Below are 23,779 nucleotides of genomic sequence, written 5' to 3'. Positions count from 1 at the left end.
CCCCGAAGCCCGGCACCACGAGAGCTGCACCAGCGCAGCCCAGGATCTTCGCCGGAAGGCTCGCCGAGTACAGCGCCGGAGTGCAACCGCGACCGGCCCCGGGCCCGCGCAGCTTAGAATCAGCCCCCGACGACCCGCGCGCAGACCCGGGCCACCTCCACCGGCCCGAGCACACCAGTCCGGTCGTCAGCCCCGGCGCGCCCATGTGCGGGCCGCGGCGCGCTTCGCGTCGTTGATCGTCTCCACCTCGACCACCTCGATCCGGTGCCGCTCCGACACCGAGCCCTTCGGCACGATCGCCGTCTTGAACCCCAGCCGGGCCGCCTCGCTGACCCGCCGGTCCGCGTTCACCGTCCGGCGCACCTGCCCCGTCAGGCTCACCTCGCCGATCGCCACCAGGTCCGCGCTCACCGCGATCTCCTGCTCCGCGCTCACCAGCGCCAGCGCCAGCGCCAGATCCGAAGCGGGCTCGCGCACGCGGATGCCGCCGATCGTCGTCGCGTACACCTCGCGGTCGAGCAGCCGCATCCCGCCGCGGCGCGTGAGCACCGCCAGCACCATGTTCAACCGCGCCTGGTCGAGCCCCGAGACCGTGTGGCGCGGGATCGCGCCGTCCTTCACCGACTTCCCCAGCAGCGCCTGCACCTCCACCGGCACCGCCCGGCGGCCCTCCATCGTCACCGTGACGCACGTGCCCGGCGTCGGCTCGGTCGGGGCGTCGTCGAGGAACAGCCCCGACGGGTCGGCGAGCGAGACGATGCCGTCCTCGGTCATCTCGAAGCAGCCCACCTCGTCCGAGGGCCCGAAGCGGTTCTTGACGCCGCGCAGCAGCCGCAGCATCGAATGCCGGTCGCCCTCGAAGTGGACGACGGTGTCCACCAGGTGCTCCAGGGCGCGCGGCCCCGCGATGTTGCCGTCCTTCGTGACATGCCCGACGAGGATCACGGCCATGTTGCGCGCCTTGGCCTCCTGCGTGATCGCGGTGGCAACCGCCTTCACCTGCGTGACGCCGCCGGGGACCCCGTCGGTGTCGGGGGCGAGCACCGTCTGGACCGAGTCGAGCACGAGCAGGCCCGGCTTCACGTCCTCGATGTGCCCGAGCACCGCGCCGAGATCGGTCTCGGCCGCCAGGTACAGCTCCTCGGAGAGGCACCCGGTGCGGTCGGCGCGGCGGCGCACCTGGGCCGCCGACTCCTCGCCGGTGGCGACGAGCGCGCGCCCGTACCCGGCCTCCCCGAACCGGTGCGCGACCTCCAGGAGCAGCGTCGACTTGCCGACGCCCGGCTCGCCCGAGATGAGGGTCACGCCGCCGGGGACGATGCCGCCGCCCATGACGCGGTCGAACTCGCCCACCCCGGTCGGCAGGCTCGCGGCCTGCTCGGCGGAGACCGTGCCGATCCGCAACGCCGGCATCGCGGGCCGGCGCGCGCCCGTGGCGGCCGGGCCGGGGCCCGCGGCCTGGCGCGGCGGCGCGGCGGTCTCCTCCATGGAGCCCCACTCGCCGCACTCGGGGCACTGGCCGACCCATTTGGGGACGCGGGCCCCGCATGCCCCGCAGGCGTAGGCGATTCGCTGGCTCTTCGGCATGGCGCCAGCTTACGGGCCGGGACCGACAGCGCGGCCCGACACGGTCGGCGGCCCGGACGGACAAGTGGGCGAAAGGGGTTTGCCGCGCTGTCTAGACTGGCGGCATGAACGCAGCGGAGCCCCGCAACGGCTCACCGGCACTCTCGCTCGAACCGGCCCCCGCGCCGGCCCGGTCGCGCGGCGGCGCGGTCTTCTTCGACCTGGACAAGACGATCATCGCGAAGGCGTCCAGCCTCGCGTTCTCGCGCCCCCTCTACCAGGGCGGCCTGCTCGCCCGCCGCGACGTCCTCAAGGTCGGCTACTCGCACCTGCTGTTCCGCCTGGGCGGGTCGGCCGACGAGGCGCAGATGGCGCGCACCCGCGACTCGGTCGCCGAGCTCTCGCGCGGCTGGCCCGCGCACGAGGTGAAGGCGATCGTCGAGGAGACCCTCGACGAGCTCATCGCGCCCGCGGTGTACGCGGAGGCGGCCGCGCTCATCGAGGCGCACCGCTCCGCGGGCCGCGCGGTGGTGCTGGTGAGCGCCTCGGGCGAGGAGATGGTCGCGCCGATCGGGCGCATGCTCGGGGCGACGGACGTGATCGCGTCCCGTATGGTCGTGGGCCCTGACGGGCGCTACACCGGCGAGATCGAGTTCTACGCGGCCGGGCCCGCGAAGGCCGAGGCGATGCGGGCGTTCGCGGCCGAGCGCGGCATCGACCTCGCGGCGTCGTTCGCGTACTCCGACTCGATCACCGACGAGCCGATGCTCCGCGCCGTGGGCTTCCCGCGCGCGGTGAACCCCGACCGCGGGCTGCGGCGGCTCGCGCAGGAGGAGGGGTGGCCGCAGCTGACGTTCCGGCGGCCCGTCGCGCTGCGCCCGCAGCTGTCCAAGCCCAACCGGCTCAAGGTCGCGGCCGCCGGCGTCGGTGTTGCCGCTGTGGCCTACGTGGTGTGGCGAGTGTGGAGGGAACGGCGTCTCCGGACCGCTTGAGCAGCGCTTTCCGCAGATGGGTAGCCTCAGCGGGATGGAACGCAAACAACCGGCCCGACTGGCCGATGTCGCCCGAGCCGCCGGCGTCTCGGTGGCCACCGCCTCCCGCGTGCTCAACGGCTCCCCGCACCGGGTGAGCGACCAGCTGAGCGAGCGGGTGCGCGAGGCGGCGCGCCGGTTGCGGTACGCCCCGAACGTCGGCGCGCAGGTGCTCGCGCGGGCGACGTCCCAGACCGTGGCCCTGCTCCTGCACGACGTGACCGACCCGTACTTCGGGCAGATCGCGGGCGGCGTGCTCGCCGAGGCCGCGCGCCGGAACGTGCGGGTCCTCATCGCCGACACCGGCATCGACCCCGACTCCGAGGTGCAGCACCTCGACTCGCTGCGCGGCTACCGGCCGCGCGCGGTCATCGTGGCCGGGTCGCGGACCACCGACACGGCCGCCGAGCAGCGGCTCTCCGAGCACCTCTCGGACCTGCTCGAACTGGGCGCGACCGTGGTGTCGGTGGGGCAGCCGGGCCTGCCGGGGCGGGTCGTGCGGCCCGCGAACCGGGAGGGCGCGGCCGCGCTGGCGCGGTTCCTGTCCGAGCTGGGGCACCGGCGGTTCGCGGTGGTGGCCGGCCCCGAGCAGCTCCAGGTGGTGCGCGAGCGGCGCGAGGGGTTCCTGTCGGCGCTGCCCGAGGACGCCGAGGTCGTGCACGTCCCCGCCGAGTTCACCCGCGACGGCGGCTACCAGGCCGGGCGGCGGCTCCTCGAGGGCGAGCGGCTCCCGACCGCGGTGTTCGTGACCTCCGACGTGCAGGCCACGGGCCTGTGCACGGCCCTGCGCGAGGGCGGGGTGAGCATCCCCGACCAGGTGTCGGTGGCCGGGTTCGACGACATCCCGATCGTGCGCGACCTCACCCCGTCGCTCACGACCGTGGCGCTCCCGCTCCACGACATGGGCGTGCAGGCCCTGGAGGCGGCCCTGGTCGAGGACGACGAGTACCCCCAGGAGCTGTCGGTCGACGCCGAGCTCATCGAGCGCGACTCGACGGCGCGCCCGCGGGCCTGACGCGGCGCATTCCGCGGCGATTGCGGGGCGGGACCGGGCGGTCCCGCCCTTCGCCTTGTCCCGAATGTGGGTTTTCTCAACTTCATGTAACCGAGTGGAAACACCAGTGGCCTGCTTTTCGGGCCGGTGCGCGCTAACATCATGAATCAGAGCTGTTCTATATATTGGGACGTCGATCGATCGACGGGGGTGAATCCGCTCTCGCCGTGAAATCGGCAACCGCTTAAACATAGGGAGATTTAGATAGATCTCCTGGTAGTGCGGCTTCAACTGAATAGCCGGTCCTGCGGCCTGCGAACCGATCAAGTGCCGGCGGTGGCCCCGCTGGCAGTGCAGGCGTAATCTCGGCTGTGGATCCGAACCGAACCGTGGTGCAGTCCGATTCGCGATCCAACGGAACCGAAAGCCTTTGCGAGCCGGAAGCGTCGTCGTTACCGCCCGGCCACACCGCAGAGGCATATTCAGGGTTGGAACTGGATTAATGGGCAGTGCGGCCGACATCCGGTTCCGACTGGAACCAATCCGGAAGGAACACGATCATGGTGCGAGTCACCGTCGAGGCCGAGACGCCCGTCTCGCCGGTCAGCGGCGAAACGCTCTCCAAGTCCGACGCGGAGCGCATCGCGGGTGTCCTCAAAGCACTCGCCGATCCGAACCGCCTCCAGCTCATCAGCCTCATCCAGGCTGCCCCCGAGCAGGAGGCCTGCGTCGCCGAACTGACCGAGCCCCTCGGGCTCTCCCAGCCGACCGTCTCCCACCACCTGCGCATCCTCGCCGAGGCGGGGGTCGTCCAGCGCGACAAGCGCGGGGTGTGGGCCTACTTCCGCCTCGTCCCCGAGACGATGCGGATCGTCGCCGACCTGCTGACGCCGCCGAAGCGGCGCCCGCGCCGCCGGTGACCCGCGGACGCCGCCGCCTCCCGGAGCCGGACCGGAACCGACCGGCCCCGGGACGGCTGCGGACGTCCCGCCTGAACTGCGATGACACCGCGTCCCTAGTCGATAACTGAAAAACGCGACCTCGACTGCGCTTGCGCCAGGTCATACACTCGTCACATGGCAGGCGTACACCGCAGACGAGGGCGCCTCTCGAAAGAGGGCCGCCGCCTCCTCGGAGGCGCGGCGCTGCTCGCCGTCTTCGCGCCGGTCACCGCCTACACCCTGAACGCCGCCATCGCCCACGTCCAGTCCTGCGGGACGGAGGTGGACCTCCAGGTCGCGGCCGCACCCGAGATGGCCGCCGTCCTCGACGAGTTCATCGCCGCCGGCGGCGGCGCCCCCTCCCGCGGCTCCGACGTGTGCGCCGACATCACCGTCGTGCCCGTGGCAGGCGACGACGTCGGGGACGCCGGCGCCGACGTGTGGATCCCCGAGACCGGCCTGTGGCGCAACCTCCCCGGCACCGGCCTCGCCGCCGAATGGGAGGTCCTCCAGGAGTCCACCGCCTCCAGCGCCGTCGGCCTCGCCCTCCCCGAGGGCCAGAGCACCGACCAGGTCCTCCCCGACGAGACCGACGTGTCCCTCCAGGACCCGCGGCAGCACGCGGCCAGCCTCATGTGGATCATCGTCTTCGGCGTCGACGAGCACACCGTCGAAGGCGGCGACGGTCTGTCCGTCATGTCCGCCCCCGAGGTCGCCGCCCACAACGGCGCCGGCGGCGAGACCCTCCAGGCCCCGGCCGGCGCCGCCCAGGTCGCCCAGTTCGAGTACCCGATGCTCGTGCGCGCCGGCCTCGGCGAGGACGAGCGCGAAGCGGCCCAGAACCTCCTGCGCTCCTACGGCAGCACCATGTACGGCGAGATCCTCGCCCGGCACGGCCTCACGCCCGGCCTCCCGCAGACCGCGCCGTCCTCGCCCGACGTGATCGCGGCGGCCCTGCGCAGCTGGGACGAGCGCTAAGCGGCCTTCGCCATCGCCTGGTTGAGCACGTCGTTGAACACCTGCCAGGCCTCCTCGGAGCGGAAGTCCAGCGCGTCCACGGTCGCCCACGCGTGGAAGGCGCCGTCCTCGGTCGTCGTGAACACGCTCAGCGAGCCGCGCCAGCGCCCGAACTCCTGGGTGCGCTCGGCGACCCCGATGTCCCCGTTCTGGAACGCCTGGAGCGGCTGGTACGGCAGCGCCTCCCGCAACGCCTCCCGGGTCGCCTCGGCGCAGCCCCCGCCGCAGTCCTCCCAGCCCACCGTGAACGTCGTCTCGCCGTCGTCGGCGACGCACACCGCCGACTGCGCGTCCTCGCTGCACGAGAAGCCCCCGGGCACCCGGAACGCGAACGGCCAGCCCGCGAACGCGATCGTCTGGGTGCGCGCGTCCTCGGCGAACAGGGTCCCGCCGACGCGCTCCTCCCCGGCGTCCTCCTCCCACTGCGGGATCTCGTCGCCGGGCCGCTCCTCCTCGCCGCCCTCGGAGGGCGCCTCGGTCACGTCGCCGACCGCGGACGAGTCCGGGGTCTCGGCGGTCGACCCGTCCGGCTCGTCCCCGCCGCCGGACATGAGGGCCCACACGCCGACGACGAGCGCGAGGATGACCACGACCGAGCCGATCCCGACCAGGATCGGCACCAGCTGCGAGCGCTTCTTCGGCGGCGCGATGATCACCACCGGCGGCGACATCTGCGGGGGCGGCGACATCGGACCGGACGGCGAGGCGGGGGCGGCCGACCGCTGCGCGGCGGCCAGCTGGTGGGCCGCGCGCTGGGCGGCGGCCGCGGGCCCGACCGGGAGCGGCCCGGTCGCCGGGCCGAGCGTCAGGAGCCGGTCCATGATCCGGTCGGCGCCGCGCAGCCGCGGGTCGTGCAGGACGACCACGTACGGCTGCTCGGCCTCGAGGTCGGCCACGAGGATCGGGGCGTCCTCCGGGCCGGCCGTCGCGTACGCCCAGGCCACGGTGTCCGAGAGGAGGCCGCGGCGGGCCGGGTCCTTGGAGGAGGTGGCGCCGAGCGTGAGGATCTGGACGGGCCGGCCGCCGTCGTCCAGGCCCTCGCACAGCTCGTAGGCCCCTTCGACGCGCATGGTCGCGACATCGTTGTACGGCCCGACCGTGCGACTCATCGAAGCCCCCTCAACCTGCGATACGCCGTGCGCTGTCCGGGCCTGCGAGCCGTGAGAAGCGCGGAATTACCACTAAGTATGGCCCGGGCCCGCACCCCGCGCGACACCTGTCCGAACCCCGCCGCGGCCGCGGCCCGCCGGTCCCGGTCGCGCGGCCGAACCGCCTCGGCCCGATGACCGAGGCGGGCCCGAACGCGAGCCGGATACGCTGGCGGCGTGACGAACTTCCTCAGCCAGGGCCTGGCGACGGCCTCCGCCACGACCGACATCCCCGACGCCGAGGGCCAAGGCGACCTCGTGCAGTGGGTGATCGGACTCATCGACAAGCTCGGCGAGGTCGGGGTCGGCATCGCCTTGATGATCGAGTCCGTGTTCCCCCCTATCCCCTCCGAGCTGATCCTGCCGGTGGCCGGGTACCTCGCCTTCGACGGCAAGATGAACTTCTGGCTGGCGATGTTCTTCGCCGCGCTGGGTTCGATGGCCGGGGCGTACATCCTCTACTACGTCGGCTACGCGTTCGGGCGCGAGCGCACCCGGTGGCTGTTCGAGAAGCTGCCGCTCCTGGAGCTCAAGGACTTCGAGCGCGCCGAGAAGGTGTTCGCCAGGTGGGGCGGGATCGCGGTCCTGGCCGGGCGCTGCCTTCCCCTGGTGCGCAGCGCGATCTCGGTCCCGGCCGGGATCGAGAAGATGCCGTTCTGGAAGTTCACCGGCTACACCCTCGTCGGCTCGGTGATCTGGAACGGCATCTGGATCGGGCTCGGCTACGGGTTCGGTCCGACGATCCGGCCCGTCATCGAGGAGTACTCCGGGCTCCTCAGCAACATCGTCATCGTCGTCATCGGCGGCCTGTTCGTGTGGTTCGTCGTCGCCCGCATCGTCAAGATCATCCGCAGGAAGCGCGGAGGCGGCGAGGACCAGAACGGCGGCGCCGGGCACACCGACACCATGATCCTGCCCCGCGTCCGGTAGCCGAGATCACAGCTTTCCCGTTGCGGCCCTTCGCCTTCCGGCGGAGGGCCGCTTCGCTGCCCGGGGCGCCGTGAGACTCGGGCATATGCGTCATCCTCACATTGCGGGGGCGCAACGTCGCATCTTTTTCGAATTTCTTCGCGTCTGGGCGTAACCGCGCCCCCGCCTCTCCAGTTAGTCAGGGTGGCCGCACGCGATGCGGCCGGGCCGGAGTGTCACCGGCCCATCGGACAGCGAGCGCGGTCCCCGATCCGCCGGCGATCCAGCCGGTGCGGTCGCGGCTGGGGGTCGCATGTGCAGGCGCTGCCTCGGCGTGCGCCGCCATCAGCCGCTTGTCGACCACGGACAATTCAGCGATCTTGTACCGCCCGGCGGTCCGGTCCGCGCTGCTTCCCCAGCCGACGACCGGTCCAGGACGGTACGAAGAAAGGCAAATGAAGCAGATGAAGATGCGCACTGTGCGTACGGCGGGCCTCGTCGGAGGCCTCGCCACGGGGGCTCTGCTGCTCGCGGGGACGGCCGCTCAGGCCGCCGACGTCGACGACAACGCCGAGAAGGGCGCGGGCGACCTCGTCACGGCGGCGCCGGACGCCCTCGGGGCGCTCCCGGTGAACCCGGACTCGCTCACCGGTGTGGCCGGCGGCGTCACCGACAAGGTGCCCGGCCTCAGCGCCGTCGAAGCGGTCCCCGGCCTCAACATGCTGGTGCCCTCGGGCCCCGACGCCGAGGCGAAGACCGAGAACCCGAACAAGGGCGGCCAGGACCAGGCGCCGCAGGGCGGCCCGCTCGACGGCCTGCCCGTCGGCGACCTGCTCGGCGGCCTCGGCGGCGGCCTCCCGGTCCCGCTGCCCTTCTAGGGCGCTCGAACCCGGCCGGAGCGCCCGCCGCGCCCGGCCGACACGGACGACGGGTCCGTCCGGGCCAGGGCCGGACGCGGACAGGCGAACGCGACGAGGCGGTGCACCGCCGAGTCCGCGCGAGCGTGCCCGCCGCCAGGCCCTGCCGGACGGACCGCCGACCGCACAACTCTCCCGGTTTCAATGACACCCCGTTCTCAGGCGAGACCCAGCTCGCCTTCCACGAACGCGCACAAGCCATTGGAGCCACGGAGCTTCACGGGGGACGTGATGGAACAGCAACAACCATTTCCCTGAAAGGTGAACTTCGTGCACAACTCATGGGCTCGCAAGACCGCGCAGACCGGACTCGTCGCAGTCGGGGCGGTCCTCGTCGCCGGCGCCGGCACCGCTCACGCCACCGGGCCTGACACGACCTCCCAGGACAACGTCGGAGCGGTCTCCGGCAACCAGGTCGTCGCGCCGATCCAGGTTCCCGTCAACATCTGCGGCGTCGCCGCGGCCGTCCTCGGCACCGCCGACGCCGGCTGCGAGGGCGGCTCGGAGGCCGACTTCGACGGCGCGGGCAACCTGACCAGCCAGAACAACACCGGTCTGGGCAACGGCAACCAGGCGTTCGCCCCCATCCAGGCCCCGGTCGACGTGAGCGGCATCGCCGCCGCGGTCGGCGGGCACGCCTGGGCCGGCTCCGACGGCGGCTCCACCGCGACGGTCGAGTCGGGCCGGGTGGCCGAGTCGGGCGGGAACACCACGACCCAGCGCAACTTCGGCGCGCTGTCGGGCAACCAGCTGCTCGCGCCGATCCAGGCGCCGATCAACGCCTGCGGCAACGCGATCGCCGTCGGCGGCTCGGCCGACGCCCACTGCGACGGCGGCGCCGACGCCGACTACAGCGGCGCCGGCCACCTGACCACGCAGGACAACGTGGGCCTCGGCAACGGCAACCAGGTGTTCGCGCCGATCCAGGCCCCGGTCAACGTGTGCGGCAACGCCATCGCGATCCTCGGCGTCGCCACCGCCTCGTGCGACGGCGGCTCCGAGGCCGAGATCCCCGGCGACGACAAGCACGACAAGCACGACAGCCACAAGGAGCTCGCCACCGCCGAAGCCGCGGACATGGACCTCAACGAAGAGGCCCTCCCCGTCCCCGGCCTCGACACCGTCGGCGGCGTCGTCAGCGGCGCCCCGGTGGTCGGCGGCCTCGCCGGCGGCCTGGTCGGCAACACCACCTCCGAAGGTGTTGCGGACACGGCCTCCGACGCGCTCTCCGGCGTGACCGAGCTCGCCGGCGCGGGCGTCCTCTAAGGACCCCGGTCCGGGACCCGCGCCGCTCGCACCCGGTGCGGGAACCCGAGCGAATCGAACACACGACTCGCGCCGCGGCCTTCGGGCCGCGGCGCGAAGCACTGCCCGCGGTCAGCCCAGGACGGTCTTCAGGCGGGCTTCGAGCGCCTCGTTCATCGCGGTGAAGCCGCGCTCGGTGTCGGCGAACGTCGCCCCCAGCAGCGGCACCAGGATCCCGGTGAACCGCTCCCCGTGGGTGAGGACGGTCGAGCCGTCCTGCTGCGGTTCGAGCACGAAGTAGTGCTCGCCGTCGAGGAGGCCGCCGGGGCCGAGCTTCCCGAGCCACCGGATCTGCCGGGCCGGCGAGACGCGCAGCACGCGCGGCCTGAACGCCATCTGCTTCCCGCTGCCCTGCGTGAGGACCACGTCGAGGCGCTCGTCCTCGGCGAGGAGGCCCGAGACCGCGGTGATGAACGGGTTCCACTCCCCGTAGGCCGGGAAGTCGGTGAGGACGCCCCACACCTCGTTCGCGCGCGCGTCCAGGTGCGCGGTCGTCTCGATCCGGTGCTCCTTGCTCCCGGCCCAGATGGCGTACGCGGTGGCGGCGGCCACGATGGCGGCCGCGATGACCAGGATGATCACTGTCCCAGACTCCAGAATTGAATGTCGCCGTCGGTGTCGCCGGTGACGGCGTACTGTAGGCCGCCGACGACGACGCTCACGAGCTTCGTGGGCGTGCCGTCCGGCGGAACGAACTCGGTCGCCTCACCGGTGGCGAGGCCGATCGCGCGGGCCTCGTCGGTGTCGGTCAGGCACAGCAGCGCCGTCTCGTCGGCGGTGTCCACCATCTCGAAGTGGTAGTTGTCGTCGGTGTCCTCGTACGGGACCGACGCCGTGGTCTGCATCTGCTGGTCCAGGTCCCAGAAGTGCAGGTACCGGTCGCTGCCGTACAGCATCGCGTACGGCGTGCCCCAGTAGTAGACGACGCCGAACGCCTCCGTCGTCACCCCGGCCATGTCCTCGGCCGTCAGCCCCAGCCCCCACGGCTCGCCGGTGGCGCCGTCGAGCACGTCGACCTGCTGCTCGGAGGTCACCGTGGCGACGTGCATCGACAGGCCGTCGCCCGAGGAGAACAACCGCGGGAACGCGTACCCGTCCGGCAGCGGCCACCGGCCCAGCGACTCCTGGGCCTCGAGGTCGTACAGCTCGAACTCGTCGTTGTTGTAGACCCCGTACACGGGGACGCCGTCCACGGACCCGGCCCGCTGCCCCTGCACGAGGTCCTCCAGGACCATCCCGGGTGCGCCCACGTCCGCGAAGTCCCGGGTCGCGGGCGTCCACAGGTACGGGGTGTACCCGTCGCCGACGACGACGATGTAGTCGAGGCCGTCCTCCGACGGCGTCGCCCACATCGCGTGGACGCCGCCGATGTCGAGGTCGTCCCACTCCTGCACGAGGCTCCCGGAGGTGAGGTCCCACTGGCGGACCACGCCGTCCTCGCCCGCGGAGAACAGCATCGGGTCGGGCGTCTCGGCCGCGACCAGGGTCCGGACCCGGTCGATGCCGTGCGCGTCCGCGATCTCGGCCAGGAGCGTGCCCTCCTCGGCCGGCGTCCAGTTCGGCGTGAACGACGTCGCGGCCACCACGTCGCCGCCGCTCGGCCCGTCCTCCCCGCCCGTACCGTCGTCGCGGTTGAAGTACCAGGCGAGCCCGGCGACGATGAGCAGGTCCACGGCGATGAACCCCGCCAGCAGGCGCCTGCCGGTCTTCTTGCGGCGCAACCGGTCCGCTTCCGTCTCGGGCGGCTCGGGCTCGTCCCCGGAGACCGACAGCGGCGGCGTGGCCGGCTGGGCCGTGCGCGGCGGCAGCGCCTGCCGCGGCGGCGTGTCCTGCTGCGGGGCCCGGTACGGCGCGTGCTGCTCGGTGCGCGGCGAGAACACGAGACCGGGCGCGGCCTGCGGCGTCACCGGGGCCGGCGCGGTCGGCACCGGCGCCGCGGGCGTCACCGCCCGCGCGAACTGGAGCGTCGCGGCCTCCGACTCCATCCACAGGACCGAGCCCTCCGCGACCACGACCTCCGGCTGGTCCAGGACCGTCGGCGCCACCCCGAGCTCGCGGTGGAGCATCGTCGCGACCAGCGGCATGCGGCTCGCGCCGCCCACCAGGAACAGGCCCGCGCTGTCGGCCAGGCTCAGGCCCGCCGCGCGGATCACCGCGAGCGTCACCCGGATCGTCTGCTCCAGGTGCGGGCGCGCGATCTGCTCCAGCTCGGTGCGCGTCAGGTGCGCCTCCACGTCGATCAGCGGGATCGCGATGTCCGACTGCTGGTGGCGCGACAGGCGCTCCTTCGCGCCGCGCACCTCCTCCTGGAACTCCCGGAAGTAGCGGCGCTCCTCGACCGTCGCCGGGTTCAGCAGCCGCTTCCAGCCCTCCCGGTCCCCGTACACGCCGCCCAGGTGCTCGATGAGGGCCGCGTCGATGTCCAGGCCGCCCAGGTCGCTCCGGCCGTCCAGCGCCACCGTCTCGAACCCGGTCTCGGTGCGGCGCACCACGCTCGCGTCGAACGTGCCCGCGCCCAGGTCGTACACCACGATCGACGAGCCGACCGCCGTGCGGTGCTTGAGCGCCTCCGCGTAGTACGTCGCCGCCGCCACCGGCTCCGGCACCAGCCGCACCCGGCCCAGCCCCGACCGCGCGGCCGCGTCCTCCATCACCTGGCGGCGGGCCGGGCCCCACTCGGCCGGGACGGTGAGCGTCACCTGCCCCGGCACGCCCACCACGCGCCGGCACTCCTCGGCGACCGCGTCCAGGACCGCCGCGATGAGGGCCGGCACCGGGAACTCGCGCTCGCCCAGCAGCGTCGACGGCAGGTCGATGAGCCGCTTCGGGTTCGGCTCGAACCGCTCCGGGTGCCGCCGGCCCGCGTGCAGGGCGTCGCGCCCCACCAGCAGGCCCCCGTCCGCGTCGGCGCACACCGCCGACGGCATCAGCGGCGCGCCGTCGAACAGCAGCGGGCGCACGCTCCCGTCGGCGCGGCGGACCACCGCGATGGTGTGCGAAGTGCCGAAGTCGACGCCGAGTGACGTTCCTTGGGGGCCGGGGCTCATGACGAGAATCGTAACGAACCGAACGAACACGCATCGTCCAGCGCGGTCACCAGTGCGGCCGGCCCCGCGGCGAGCGGGCGCGCCCGCCCAGCGGCCCGGCCGTGTCGCACCCCGGTGTCATCGTTGAAACGGGGGGCCACCCAATGCCCGATTCGTCCCGGACGCTCCGCTCACATTTTCCGCCCGTCCCGCGGGAACCCGCTTGAATTTGTCTGGTCGCCCGTCGTAATGTCTGGGGGACCAGCCACCGACCGATCGGACCCGAATGAGCGCTCCCGCCTACCTCGACCCGACCCGGCCCGTCGCCGAACGCGTCGACGCCATCCTCGCCCTCATGACCGACGAGCAGAAACTCGCCTGCCTCAACGGCATCCCCGAGACCGTCCTCGCCGACGGCCACACCCTCCCGGCCCTGAGCAACCAGTTCAACGAGGTCCTCCACGGCTCCGGCCACCACGCCGACGCCACCCTCTTCCCCCAGGCCATCGGCCTCGGCGCCACCTGGGACACCGAGCTCATGGAGCAGATCGGCGACGTCGTCTCCCACGAGACCCGCGCCCGCGACACCGACGTCTACGCCGGCTTCGGCCCCGTCGCCGACATCCGCTCCAACCCCCTCGCCGGCCGCTTCGAGGAAGGCTTCGGCGAGGACCCCCTCCACGCCGCCGCCATGGTCACCGCCTACGCCTGGGGCCTTCGCGGACGCCACCCCCACTACGTCCGCGTCCTCACCCAGATGAAGCACTACCTCGGCTACAACCACGAATGGCACCGCTCGCAGAGCTCCGCCTCCATGAGCGTGCGCGCCCTCCGCGAGTACCAGGAGGTCCCCTACCGCAAGCCCGTCGCCGCCGGCGCCGTCCACGGCGCCATGACCTCCTACAACCTCGTCAACGGCGTCCCCTCCATCGTCGCCCCCATCATGGACGAGCTCCGCGCCGAACGCGAGGACGGCCGCTTCTTCTTCCTCCCCGACGGCTGGGACGGCGTCAACCTCCACACCACCAAGGCCACCCCCTGGGACACCTGGGAGACCCACGGCGACCACCCCTACCCGCAGGCCCTCGCCGCCGAAGAGGGCCGCGACATCGACACCGACGAGATCGGCGTCTACGCCTCCGCCCTCTTCCTCCTCGCCGGCCAGACCAACTTCCACGACGGCTCCGACCTCCCGTTCGTGCCCAACGCCGCCGAAGCCGTCCGCCGCGGCGTCCTCGGCGTCACCATGGAGCACGTCGACCGCACCGTCCGCGACTGGCTCGACTTCCTCGTCCGCACCGGCAAACTCGACGGCGACGCCTGCCCCTGGAACCGCATCGAGGCCGACCCGCACCCCCAGGACCGCCCCGAGGCGACCGCGCTCGCCCTCCAGGCCGCCCGCGAGCAGCTCGTGCTCCTCAAGAACGACGGCGCCGCCCTGCCGCTCGCCGACACCGCGACGATCGCCGTCCTCGGCCCGCTCGCCGACCTCAACCTGCGCGACTACTACAGCCCGCTCGTGCCCGCCGAACGCCGCGTCACGCCCCTCCAGGCGATCCGCGAACGCCTCGGCGACGTCGCCTTCCACAGCGGCAACGACACGATCGCGTGGCAGGCCGGCGGCAAGTACGTGACCCTCGCCGACGACGGCGCGCTCGCCGCCCGCGCGGCGGACCTCGGCGACACCGAGGTCTTCGAGGTGTGGGACTGGGCGCACGAGCAGCACATGTTCCGCCACAAGGCGACCGGCAAGTTCGCGATGGCGAACCTGCTGGAGCGCAACGACGGCCCCGCGACCTTCACGAACCAGGCCGGTGCCTCCGGTTCGGGCGGGCCGGTCCTGGTCGCGAACGACACCGAGATGGAGGACGCGAACGCCTGGTTCACCCACCAGAACCTCCACTACGTGCGCGGCGAGGAGGGCGTGCGGCTGTTCGGCGTGAACCACGTCGCGGGCGACGCCGACGGGCCGTACCACGTGCGCCTCGCCGAGGACGGCTCGCTGCCGCTCGCCAAGGGCCCCTTCGCGCCCGTGCTCACCGAGACGCTCGTCGAGGACGGCCCCGCGGCGGCCGCCGCGGTCGCGGCCGACGCCGACTGGGCCGTCGTCTTCGTCGGCAACCACCCGCTGGTGAACGCCCGCGAATGCTTCGACCGCCCCGGCCTCGACCTCGCGCCGCGCCAGGCCGACCTCGTGCGCGAGGTCGCCGCCGCCAAGCCCGGTCGCACCGTCGTGGTCGTCGTCTCCGCCTACCCGCTCGCGATCGGCGCGATCGCCGACGACCCGAACGTCGCCGCGATCCTCTACACCTCCCACGCCGGCCAGGCCGCCGGGACCGCGATCGCGGAGGCCCTCGTCGGCGACTACGCGCCCGCGGGGCGCCTGACCTCGACATGGCTGCCCGACACCTCGTCGCTGCCGCAGGCCGGCCCGCGCTCCGAGCCGTACCGCGTCGCCGACATCGACATGCTCGAGTACGACGTCATCGCCGCGGGCCTCACCTACCGGTACTCGCGGGCGGACGCCGTGTTCCCGTTCGGCCACGGCCTGACGTACACCGAGTTCACGTACGGGCCCTTGGAGATCCCGAGCGCGTTCGCGGCCGGCGAGCGGGTCGTCGCGGCGATCGACGTCACCAACGCGGGCGACCGCGCCTCCGACGAGGTGGTGCTCCTCTTCGCGAGCGCGACCGAGTCCGCGTACGGCGACCGCGTCCCCGCCCGGCAGCTCGCGGGCTTCACGCGCGCGAAGGCGATCGCGCCGGGGGAGACGCGCCGCGTGGAGATCGAGGTCGACCCGCAGGACCTGTTCGTGTGGGACGTGGTGAGCGGCAAGCGGATCGTGGAGACCGGCACGTACGTGTTCACGGCCGGGAGCGACGCCGCGGGCCCGCGGGCCGAGGCCCGCATCGAGGGCGAGACCATCGCGGCGCTCGACCTGTCCGCGGGCGCGAACGTGTGGGAGAAGGCCACCATCGCGCACGACCTCACCTACTGGGAGGTCTCGAAGCTGCACACCGCGGCCCGCCAGGGCGGCTACCACTCGACGGCCTCCCGCCGCCCGGGTGCGCATGTCGGCTTCACGAGGACGGACCTGAACGGCGCGAAGCGGATCGAGCTGCGCACCGCGACCACCACCGCCGACTGGGCCGACCTCGCCGACCCGGTCATCGAGGTCCGCGCCGCTGCCCCCGACGGCAAGCTCCTCGCCGAGGTCCAGGTCCCCGCGACCGGCGGCCTTCAGTCCTTCACGGACACCGGTGCCGACCTCGAAGGGGCCGAGGGCGTCCAGGACCTGTACCTGGTGTTCCGCGCCGGAGGCGTCTACATCGACACGATCCGCCTTACGCGCTGACCAGGCATTCCGCGAAGTTATCCACAAGTACGATGTTCACATTCGACACTCGCTGGGCCCTTCTGTTGTAGTGGATAGCAAAAACGCCATCCGGTATCGGCGGGATGGCGGCGACAGAGGGGGATTCGCGAACGTCGCCATACCGAGGCCCGAGCGCGGGAAGCCGCCCGCGCACCGGGTCCCCGCCGGTACCACCGCTCCGCGGAGCATGCGGGCGGCCGCCCTGACGAGGACGGCCGCCCGCAACAACACAAGAACCAGCACCGAAACCCGCCCCGTCCAACGCCGACCGACCGATCGAGGGCCCGGCACTCGGCCCGACCGCAGTTCGTTCCTCGGCCTGACCTGCACGGCCCCGGGCTCAGTTCCAACCGAGTCCCGGAACCGGGTCCGAGCGGCCCGACACCAGCCGGGCCCGGGCCGAGGACCGACTCCTTCAGTCGTCGTGCCGGGTTCCGGCGCTTCGGATCAGTCGTGGTGCTCGGTGGCCACGACCCGGCCGCCGGCGGTGTGGAAGACCACGAACTCGCCCTTCTCCAAGGGCCCCACCGGCACCGTGGTGCCGAGGCGGCCGCTGGTGTAGGCGATCATCTCGTCGATGTGCTCGCCGTGCCCGCAGATCACCGCGGGCTTCCCCGACTCGATGATCTCGTCGAGGCGGGCCGTGGCCTGGGCGGGCTTGCTCGTGCCGAGGGTGAACTCGGGGAGCCCGGTGACCGCGACGCCTTCGGCGGCGCAGTAGGGCAGGAGCGTCTCGAGGCAGCGGGCGCTCGTGGAGCTGTACGCGACCCCGGGCGGGAACGCCGCCAGGAGCACTTCGAGCTGCTGGGCGCGTTCGCGGCCGCGCTGGTTCAGGGGCCGGAGCTCGTCCTGGTCGAACCAGTCGGCCTTCGACATGGCGATGGCGTGGCGCACGAACACGATCGGGACCGTCTCGCGGGCGATCTCCCGGGAGAAGTCCTCCAGGACGGGCTGGTCGCGCTCGTAGGTGAGCCGTTCGGAGACCCGGTCCAGCGGGATCCATTCGAGGTCGTCGACCTCGCGGGGGTCCACGGCCTCGTCGACGGCCTCCTCGGCCGCCGGGGTGGCGCACCAGTAGTCGACGCGCTTGAGCTTGCCCTCCTTGTCGTAGAAGGAGGGCGCGAGGGGCCGGCCGAGCACGGGCTTGATGCCGGTCTCCTCGAAGACCTCCCGCTGGGCGGCGGCGAGCAGGTGCTCGCCGCGCTTGAGCTTGCCCTTGGGGAAGGTCCAGTCGCCGTACTTGGGCCGGTGGATGAGGGCCAGCTCGGGCCCGTCCTCGCCCGGGCGCCACAGCACGGCGCCGGCGGCGAAGATCTCGGGTTGCATCAACGGTGCTCCTGCATGAGTTGTTCCTGGAGGTCCACGCCGCCCCGCTGGCGGGACCAGAGCCCGAGGGGGCCCAGTTTCCAGGTCCGGGTGCCGTCGTCCATGCCGCGGTCCAGTAGCGAAGTCAGCTGCGCGCGATGGGCATCGCCGTGGACCCGCACCAGCACCTCGACGCGTCGGTCGAGGTTGCGGTGCATGAGGTCTGCGCTGCCCAACCATACTTCCGGGTCGCCGCCGTTCTCGAACACGTACACCCGGGAGTGTTCGAGGAAACGGCCGAGCACGCTGCGGACCCGGATGTTCTCCGAGAGCCCGGGCACGCCCGGCCGCAGCACGCAGATGCCGCGCAGGAGCAGGTCGACCTTGACGCCGGCCTGGGACGCCCGGTAGAGCGCGTCGACGATGCCCTCGTCGGTGAGCGAGTTGCACTTGAACCGCAGCCGCGCGGGCAGGCCCGCCTTGTGGTTGTCGATCTCGCGCTGGATGCGTTCGAGGAGGCCGGGCCGCAGCGAGTGCGGGGCGGCGAGGAGCCGGTGGTAGTCCTCGTCGCGCGAGTACCCGGTGAGGTGGTTGAACACGGCGTTGACGTCCTCGCCGACCTCGGGGTCGGTGGTGAGGAGCCCGAAGTCCTCGTAGAGGCGGGCGGTCGTGGGGTGGTAGTTCCCGGTGCCGACGTGCGTGTACCGCAGCAGGGTCCCGTCGGCCTCCTGCCGCACCACCAGCGACAGCTTGCAGTGGGTCTTGAGCCCGACGATGCCGTACATGACGTGGCAGCCGGCCTGTTCGAGCTTCTGCGCCCAGTCGATGTTCGCCTGCTCGTCGAAGCGGGCCTTGATCTCGACGACCACGACGACCTGCTTGCCGGCGTCGGCGGCCTTGATGAGCGCGTCGACGATCGGGGACTTGCCGGAGGTGCGGTAGAGGGTCTGCTTGATCGCCAGGACCTTCGGGTCGACCGCGGCCTCCTCGATGAGGCGCTCGACGGAGGCGGTGAACGAGTCGTAGGGGTGGTGGACGAGGACGTCGCGGTCGCGCATCACCGCGAACAGGTCCGACTCGGGCGGGAGGACCTTCTCGGAGGGCCGGAACCGCGGGTACTTCAGGTCGGCCCGGTCGATGTTCGCGATCGCGTCGAGCCCGGCGAGGTCGAGCGGCCCGGGGAGCCGGTAGACGACCTCCTCGTCGACGCCGAGTTCGGCGGTGAGCCGGTCGAGGACGCGCGGGTCGATGGTGTCCTCGACCTCGAGCCGCACGACGGGCCCGAAGCGGCGGCGCAGCAGCTCCCGCTCCAGGGTCTGGAGGAGGTTCTCGGTGATGTCCTCGTCGATCTCGAGGTCCTGGTTGCGGGTGACGCGGAACGTGTGGTGGGCGAGGACGTCCATGCCGGGGAACAGCTGCGCGAGGTTCGCGGCGATGACGTCCTCGAGGGGCGCGAAGCGGCCGGGGGCGACGGCGATGAACCGGGGCAGCAGCGGCGGGACCTTCACGCGCGCGAACCGGGTGGTGCCGTTGCGGGGGTCCCGGACCTGGACGGCGAGGTTGAGGGACTGCCCGGAGATGTACGGGAAGGGGTGCGCGGGGTCGACGACGAGCGGGGTGAGCACGGGGTAGACGCGGGTGCGGAACAGCTCCTGCATGCGGGCGCGCTCGACGTCCTCGAGGTCGGCCCAGCGGACGATCGCGATGTCCTCCTTGGCGAGGAGCGGCGCGATCTCGTCCCGGAAGTACTCGGCGTGCTCGATGCTCAACTGGTGCGCGAGCCCCGCGATGCGGTGCAGGAGCGCGTCGGGGGAGCGGCCGGAGGAGGTGCGCACGGGCAGGCCGGTCGCGAGGCGGCGCATGAGCCCGGCGACGCGGACCATGAAGAACTCGTCGAGGTTGTTCGAGAAGATCGAGAGGAACCGGACCCGTTCGAGCAGGGGCAGCTCAGGCGACTGCGCCAGGCGCAGCACGCGGCCGTTGAACCGCAGCCAGCTCTCCTCGCGGTCGAGGAACCGGTCGGGTGGCAAACCGGCGTCAACGAGGGGAACAGGGTCACTATTCGTCATACATCACAAGGTTAACGAAGAAAATGAACCCACGGTGAACGCGCTTTGAAATCCGCTCATGATCACGGGATCACACACGGTGACCAAAAAGGATCACCGGGGTCCTGGAGCCGCTCCGCCACACCGCCGCCCCACCGGTCCCGGTGGGCCCGGGCCGCGGCCGCGAAGGTGTCCGCCAGGTGGCGCGGGGCGGTCGGCGTCTGCGCATGTTCCGCACTGGGCGGGGTATTCCCCGGCCGCTGAGCAAGGGAAGCGCCGCGCCGAGCCAAAGGGGGAGCGATGGCAGACCGGAACACGACATACGACGCCAGTGAGCAGGAGACCTTCGGGTGGGTCGACGACGAGGAGCAGAACGAGGAGGGCCTCGAGGAGGACATCCTCGACGCGCGCGACTACCGGGAGGCCGACCGCTTCGGGATGACCCCGGAGGAGGAGCGCCGCGGCTCGCCCCTGGCCGACCAGCTCGCCGCCGAGGTCCCGGAGGACCAGGGCGACCCGCGCGAGCCGGGCCCGGGCGACCCGGTGCCCGACGAGCCCGACCCGTTCGACCCCGTCGGACCGAACGACCCCGACCCGAACCGCCCGCTCCCGGACGAGCCGGCGCCGCCGCAGCCGTGGTGACGCCCGACGGCCGTCCCTGGTGAAAGCGGGCGGCCCATGAGCGAGGAAACCTCACGAGAGGAAAGCCTCGCGAGAGAGACGGGGAGCAGCCTCGTGAGAGCGGAAGCCTCGCGAGGGAGGTCCTGAACGGGCCTACGAGGAGCGGACCGCCGAGGAGTCTTGAGAGCCGAAAAGGGGGGCCACGCCAAGCCGCGTGGCCCCCTTTTCGGCCCCGCGCAAGCGGGACCGAGCCGATTTGGACGCTCATGGAGTCCGTGAAACGAAAGAACCCCCAGGTGAACCTGGGGGTTTTCGCTGCGGTCCCGACGGGATTTGAACCCGCGACCTCCGCCTTGACAGGGCGGCGAGCACTCCTAGCTGCTCCACGGGACCTCGGTGAACTCGATCGAGTTCGTCAAGGTCGCAAGACCTGTTCATTTATACCAGCCGGGTCCGTGTGACCGGCACCGCGTCTGGGTCGTACCCCCAACGGGATTCGAACCCGTGTTACCGCCTTGAAAGGGCGGCGTCCTAGGCCACTAGACGATGGGGGCGCACGTTGATCCTGGCAGGCGACAAGGACTGTCGCATTCCATTTTCTCCGGCTCACCACCGCGGAATTCCGCTTGGGCTCGACAAGCATACGCGACAGCGGAGACGCCGCAGCAGGCGGGTGGCCGTTGAGACCGCCGTCTCATGTGCGGCCGGTTCGCGGCCGGTCGACAGGCGGCCGGGACGGGGCGAACGCTGCACGTCGAGCGCGGGAAGAACAGTCGGCAGCCGGGGCTGGACGGCGCGAGCACCGTACGTCGGCGCCGGCCGGCGGCCGCGCGCTGCCGGCGGCCCCCGTGCGGGCGGCCTTGCTGGGCCAGGAGCAAGATCCGCGTCGACGGCTTCACCCGCGGCCCCGCGCGGGACGACGGCTTCGCTCGCGCTCCCTGCGCGGGCGGTCTTGCTAGCGTTGGTCCATGGAGTTCGCCTATCTGGGACCGCGCGGGACCTTCACCGAAGCCGCGCTCCGCCGGCTGCCCGCCGCAAAGGGCGCGACCACGGTGCCGATGGCCTCGATCGTGGAGGTCCTCGAAGCGGTCCGCCGCGGCGAGGTCGACGCCGGGTTCGTGCCGATCGAGAACTCTCAGGAGGGCACGGTCACGCTCACCGTGGACGAGCTCGTCGGCGGCGACCCGCTCGTCATCGCCGGAGAGGTCGTCCTCCCGGTCACGTTCGTGCTCGCCTCCGCGAAGCCCGCCGCCGAGATCGCCACCGTGGCCTCGCACCCGCACGCCATCGCGCAGACCCGCGGGTTCCTGCGCCGCGAACTCCCGAACGCCGTCGTCCACCAGGCGCTCTCCACCGCGCAGGCCGCCCAGCGCGTGGTCGACGGCGAGTTCGACGCCGCCGTGTGCGCGCCCTTCACCGCCGAGGCGGTCGGACTTCCGGTGCAGGCGTTTGACATCGGCGACAACTCGGGCGCGGAGACCCGCTTCGTGCACGTGGTGCGCCCGGCGGCTCCGCCGGAGCCGAGCGGGAACGACATCACGTCGCTCGTCGTCTACATCGACCACGACCGGGTGGGCGCGCTCCTGGCCGTCCTCACCGAGCTCGCGATCCGCGGGATCAACCTGACCCGCATCGAGTCCCGCCCGACCGGCGAGGGCCTGGGCCGGTACGCGTTCTTCCTCGACTGCACCGGGCACCTGGCCGACGCGCGCATGGGCGAGGCGCTGACGGGCCTGCGCCGCATCTGCGCCGACGTCCGCTACCTGGGGTCCTACCCGCGCGACCACTCCGACCGGCCCGTGCCGCCGCCGGAGGGGCTGAGCGACGGCGACTTCGCCGACGCGGCGGCCTGGCTGGAGCGGCTCCGCAGCGGCGGAGCGGCCTGAACGACCGCGGCCGGGCGGGTGAGACCGCTGGGGGACGGCGTGGAACCCGCGGGGTGCCGCGCCGCCCTACGCTGAGGGCATGTCCTCTCTTGTCGAAGCGCTCGCGCTGCTCGCCCAACGACCGGCCGTGACCGCACCGGCGGCTACCTCGACCTGGGCCTCGCGGGTGCGGTCCTCTACGAACTCGCCCTCGCGGGGCGCATCGACGAGGACGGCCGGAAGGTCCGCGTGCTCGATCCGAGCCCGACCGGCGACCCGGTCGTCGACGGCAGGCTCACGGCGCTCGCGGCCGACAAGCCGCGCTCACCGCGGGCCGCGGTCGAACGGACCGCGAAGGGGCTCAAGCAGGTCGTGCTCGACGACCTCACCGCGCGCGGGGTCCTGCGGCGTGAGCGCGGCAAGGTGATGGGGCTGTTCCCCGTCAACCGGTACCTGCCGCAGCATCCGGAGGCGCTGGCCGACGCCCGCACCCGCCTGGCCTCGGCCGCGCGCACCGGCCGCGCGTTCGACGACCGCACCAAGGCGCTGCTGGCGCTCGTGTGCGGCGTGCGACTTGAGAAGGTCGTCTTCCCGGACCGGAAGACGCGACCGGATCGGAAGCAGCGCAAGGCCTTCGCCGAGGACCATTGGGTGGGGGCCGCGACCCGCAAGGCGGTCGGCAACCGCGAGGGCGCGAACGCCGCCGCAGCCTCCGGCGGGTCCTGACGGGGCCGCGGGGCCGAATCGGCGAGGTGCGCGGTGGTCGCCTCTGGCGCGTGCGAGGTGCGCGGGCGGTATCGGGCGAGCTTGCCCAGGCCGCCGTTCGCAGACGTGGAGCGGTCGTGAGCGGGCACGTGGAGGTCGCCGTTCGGGCGCGTGCGAGTCGCGTGCAGGGCGGTCTCGGGCGGGCTTCGCTTGGTCCTGGGTGCGGCCCGGGCCGCGGCGTGGTTAGCTTGAGGCATGTCTGAAACATCTGCTTCGCATCCGGCCGAGGAGCCTCCGCCGGTCCCGGAGCCGCCGCTGCCGCCGGTTCCGCCGGAGCCGGAGCCCCCGCCGCCTCCGAACGCGCCCGGCCAGCGCCGGGGGAAGCGGTTCCCGAACCAGGTGAGGATCAGCGACCCCGAGCGGATGAAGGCGCTGGCGCATCCGGCCCGCATGGCGGTGTTCGACTTCCTGGGGACCCGCCGCGTGCAGGGCTTCGACGGCGCGACCGCGACCGAGATCTCCGAGGTCGCGGGCATGACGCCGAGCGCGATGAGCTACCACCTGCGCACCCTCGCGCGGGCGGGGTTCATCGAGGAGGCCCCGAGCCGGGGTGACGCCCGGGAGCGGGTGTGGCGGTTGGCGATCGACAGCTTCTCGATCTCGGCGGACGAGAACGCCACGCCGGCGGACCGGGTCATCGAGCGCACGATGGGTCAGATGTTCACCGACCGGCAGGAGGAGAACTACGAGCGCTGGCTCGACGTGCGGCTCGACGCGAGCCGCGAGCTTCGCGACGCGGCGGTGACGTCGCAGGGGCGGCTGCGGCTGACCCTGGAGGAGTCGAAGGAGTTCATCCAGCGGTTCCACGACCTCGAGGGCGAGTACGCCGAGCTGTCCCGGGGGCGCTCGGAGAAGGGCCCCGACGCGGACGACGGCACGGTCGTCTTCAACTACCTCTTCCGGGTCTTCCCGCAGACCTGATGGGGGTCGGACGGGCGGCGGGCG

The 23,779-nt window shown here is 72.4% G+C and carries 17 protein-coding genes, 2 tRNA genes and 1 pseudogene; 12 read left to right on the top strand and 8 right to left on the bottom strand.

What is annotated here, in order from left to right; all coding sequences use genetic code 11:
- Positions 1-186 precede the first annotated feature (186 nt).
- Positions 187-1,587, bottom strand: coding sequence for a DNA repair protein RadA (radA, locus tag EIW28_RS12890; RefSeq protein WP_125248096.1), 1,401 nt, complete (start codon positions 1,585-1,587; stop codon positions 187-189).
- A 104-nt stretch (positions 1,588-1,691) separates the two neighbouring features.
- Between radA and EIW28_RS12885 the strand changes: the two genes are divergently transcribed.
- From EIW28_RS12885 to EIW28_RS12870, 4 genes are all read left to right on the top strand, one after another.
- Positions 1,692-2,558, top strand: coding sequence for an HAD family hydrolase (locus EIW28_RS12885; protein WP_125248095.1), 867 nt, complete (start codon positions 1,692-1,694; stop codon positions 2,556-2,558).
- Between the two features lie 34 nt (positions 2,559-2,592).
- A complete protein-coding gene (locus EIW28_RS12880) occupies positions 2,593-3,612 on the top strand; it encodes a LacI family DNA-binding transcriptional regulator (protein ID WP_125248094.1) in 1,020 nt (339 codons plus the stop codon).
- Positions 3,613-4,151: 539 nt separating this feature from the next.
- Positions 4,152-4,511 (top strand): ArsR/SmtB family transcription factor, encoded by a 360-nt coding sequence (locus EIW28_RS12875; protein ID WP_091033022.1) that lies wholly within the window; start codon positions 4,152-4,154, stop codon positions 4,509-4,511.
- Between the two features lie 156 nt (positions 4,512-4,667).
- Complete coding sequence (locus tag EIW28_RS12870; RefSeq protein WP_125248093.1) at positions 4,668-5,510, top strand: hypothetical protein; 843 nt, start codon at positions 4,668-4,670, stop codon at positions 5,508-5,510.
- On the opposite strand, the gene EIW28_RS12865 is transcribed toward EIW28_RS12870, so the two are convergent.
- A complete protein-coding gene (locus EIW28_RS12865) occupies positions 5,507-6,658 on the bottom strand; it encodes a flagellar basal body-associated FliL family protein (protein ID WP_125248092.1) in 1,152 nt (383 codons plus the stop codon). The genes EIW28_RS12870 and EIW28_RS12865 overlap by 4 nt on opposite strands.
- Before the next feature lie 216 nt (positions 6,659-6,874).
- Here EIW28_RS12865 and EIW28_RS12860 point away from each other — a divergent pair, with 216 nt between their 5' ends.
- The 3 genes from EIW28_RS12860 to EIW28_RS12850 all read left to right on the top strand — a co-directional run bounded on the left by EIW28_RS12860 (position 6,875) and on the right by EIW28_RS12850 (position 9,789).
- Positions 6,875-7,627, top strand: coding sequence for a DedA family protein (locus tag EIW28_RS12860; protein ID WP_197717230.1), 753 nt, complete (start codon positions 6,875-6,877; stop codon positions 7,625-7,627).
- 434 nt (positions 7,628-8,061) lie between these two features.
- The gene (locus EIW28_RS12855) at positions 8,062-8,484 is read left to right on the top strand and encodes a hypothetical protein (protein WP_125248091.1); all 423 of its coding nucleotides are present in this window, start codon (positions 8,062-8,064) and stop codon (positions 8,482-8,484) included.
- A 309-nt stretch (positions 8,485-8,793) separates the two neighbouring features.
- Positions 8,794-9,789 (top strand): chaplin family protein, encoded by a 996-nt coding sequence (locus tag EIW28_RS12850; RefSeq protein WP_158630392.1) that lies wholly within the window; start codon positions 8,794-8,796, stop codon positions 9,787-9,789.
- A 111-nt stretch (positions 9,790-9,900) separates the two neighbouring features.
- On the opposite strand, the gene EIW28_RS12845 is transcribed toward EIW28_RS12850, so the two are convergent.
- Positions 9,901-10,410: an SRPBCC domain-containing protein gene (locus EIW28_RS12845; protein WP_197717229.1), complete on the bottom strand. Its 510-nt coding sequence runs from the start codon at positions 10,408-10,410 to the stop codon at positions 9,901-9,903.
- Positions 10,407-12,875: an Hsp70 family protein gene (locus EIW28_RS12840; protein WP_125248089.1), complete on the bottom strand. Its 2,469-nt coding sequence runs from the start codon at positions 12,873-12,875 to the stop codon at positions 10,407-10,409. Before EIW28_RS12840 ends, EIW28_RS12845 begins: the two co-directional genes overlap by 4 nt.
- A 265-nt stretch (positions 12,876-13,140) precedes the next feature.
- On the opposite strand from EIW28_RS12840, the gene EIW28_RS12835 reads away from it, so the two are divergent.
- Complete coding sequence (locus tag EIW28_RS12835) at positions 13,141-16,209, top strand: glycoside hydrolase family 3 protein (RefSeq protein ID WP_125248088.1); 3,069 nt, start codon at positions 13,141-13,143, stop codon at positions 16,207-16,209.
- A 468-nt stretch (positions 16,210-16,677) separates the two neighbouring features.
- Here the strand turns inward: EIW28_RS12835 and EIW28_RS12830 are convergent, their stop codons facing one another.
- Together EIW28_RS12830 and EIW28_RS12825 are read right to left on the bottom strand one after the other, a co-directional pair.
- The gene (locus EIW28_RS12830; protein WP_125248087.1) at positions 16,678-17,556 is read right to left on the bottom strand and encodes an NUDIX hydrolase; all 879 of its coding nucleotides are present in this window, start codon (positions 17,554-17,556) and stop codon (positions 16,678-16,680) included.
- On the bottom strand, positions 17,556-19,604 hold the full coding sequence (locus EIW28_RS12825; RefSeq protein ID WP_125248086.1) for an RNA degradosome polyphosphate kinase: 2,049 nt from the start codon (positions 19,602-19,604) through the stop codon (positions 17,556-17,558). Before EIW28_RS12825 ends, EIW28_RS12830 begins: the two co-directional genes overlap by 1 nt.
- Positions 19,605-19,883: 279 nt before the next feature.
- Here EIW28_RS12825 and EIW28_RS12820 point away from each other — a divergent pair, with 279 nt between their 5' ends.
- Entirely contained in the window at positions 19,884-20,225 is a 342-nt protein-coding gene (locus EIW28_RS12820) for a hypothetical protein (protein ID WP_125248085.1), read from the top strand.
- Positions 20,226-20,522: 297 nt separating this feature from the next.
- On the opposite strand, the gene EIW28_RS12815 is transcribed toward EIW28_RS12820, so the two are convergent.
- Both EIW28_RS12815 and EIW28_RS12810 read right to left on the bottom strand, forming a co-directional pair.
- Positions 20,523-20,597, bottom strand: a tRNA-Asp gene (locus EIW28_RS12815).
- An 88-nt stretch (positions 20,598-20,685) separates the two neighbouring features.
- A tRNA-Glu gene (locus tag EIW28_RS12810) sits at positions 20,686-20,758 on the bottom strand.
- 414 nt (positions 20,759-21,172) lie between these two features.
- On the opposite strand from EIW28_RS12810, the gene pheA reads away from it, so the two are divergent.
- From pheA to EIW28_RS12795, 3 genes and pseudogenes are all read left to right on the top strand, one after another.
- Complete coding sequence (gene pheA / locus EIW28_RS12805; RefSeq protein ID WP_125248084.1) at positions 21,173-22,090, top strand: prephenate dehydratase; 918 nt, start codon at positions 21,173-21,175, stop codon at positions 22,088-22,090.
- Positions 22,091-22,210: 120 nt separating this feature from the next.
- Positions 22,211-22,795: pseudogene (locus EIW28_RS12800) on the top strand (GOLPH3/VPS74 family protein); the annotation flags it as partial.
- A 378-nt stretch (positions 22,796-23,173) separates the two neighbouring features.
- Complete coding sequence (locus tag EIW28_RS12795) at positions 23,174-23,755, top strand: winged helix-turn-helix domain-containing protein (protein ID WP_197717228.1); 582 nt, start codon at positions 23,174-23,176, stop codon at positions 23,753-23,755.
- Positions 23,756-23,779: the final 24 nt, after the last annotated feature.

Origin of the sequence: Glycomyces terrestris (genome assembly GCF_003933745.1) — a bacterium.
Classification (GTDB): domain Bacteria; phylum Actinomycetota; class Actinomycetes; order Mycobacteriales; family Micromonosporaceae; genus Glycomyces; species Glycomyces terrestris.
This window is presented reverse-complemented; position numbering and strand designations above follow the sequence as displayed.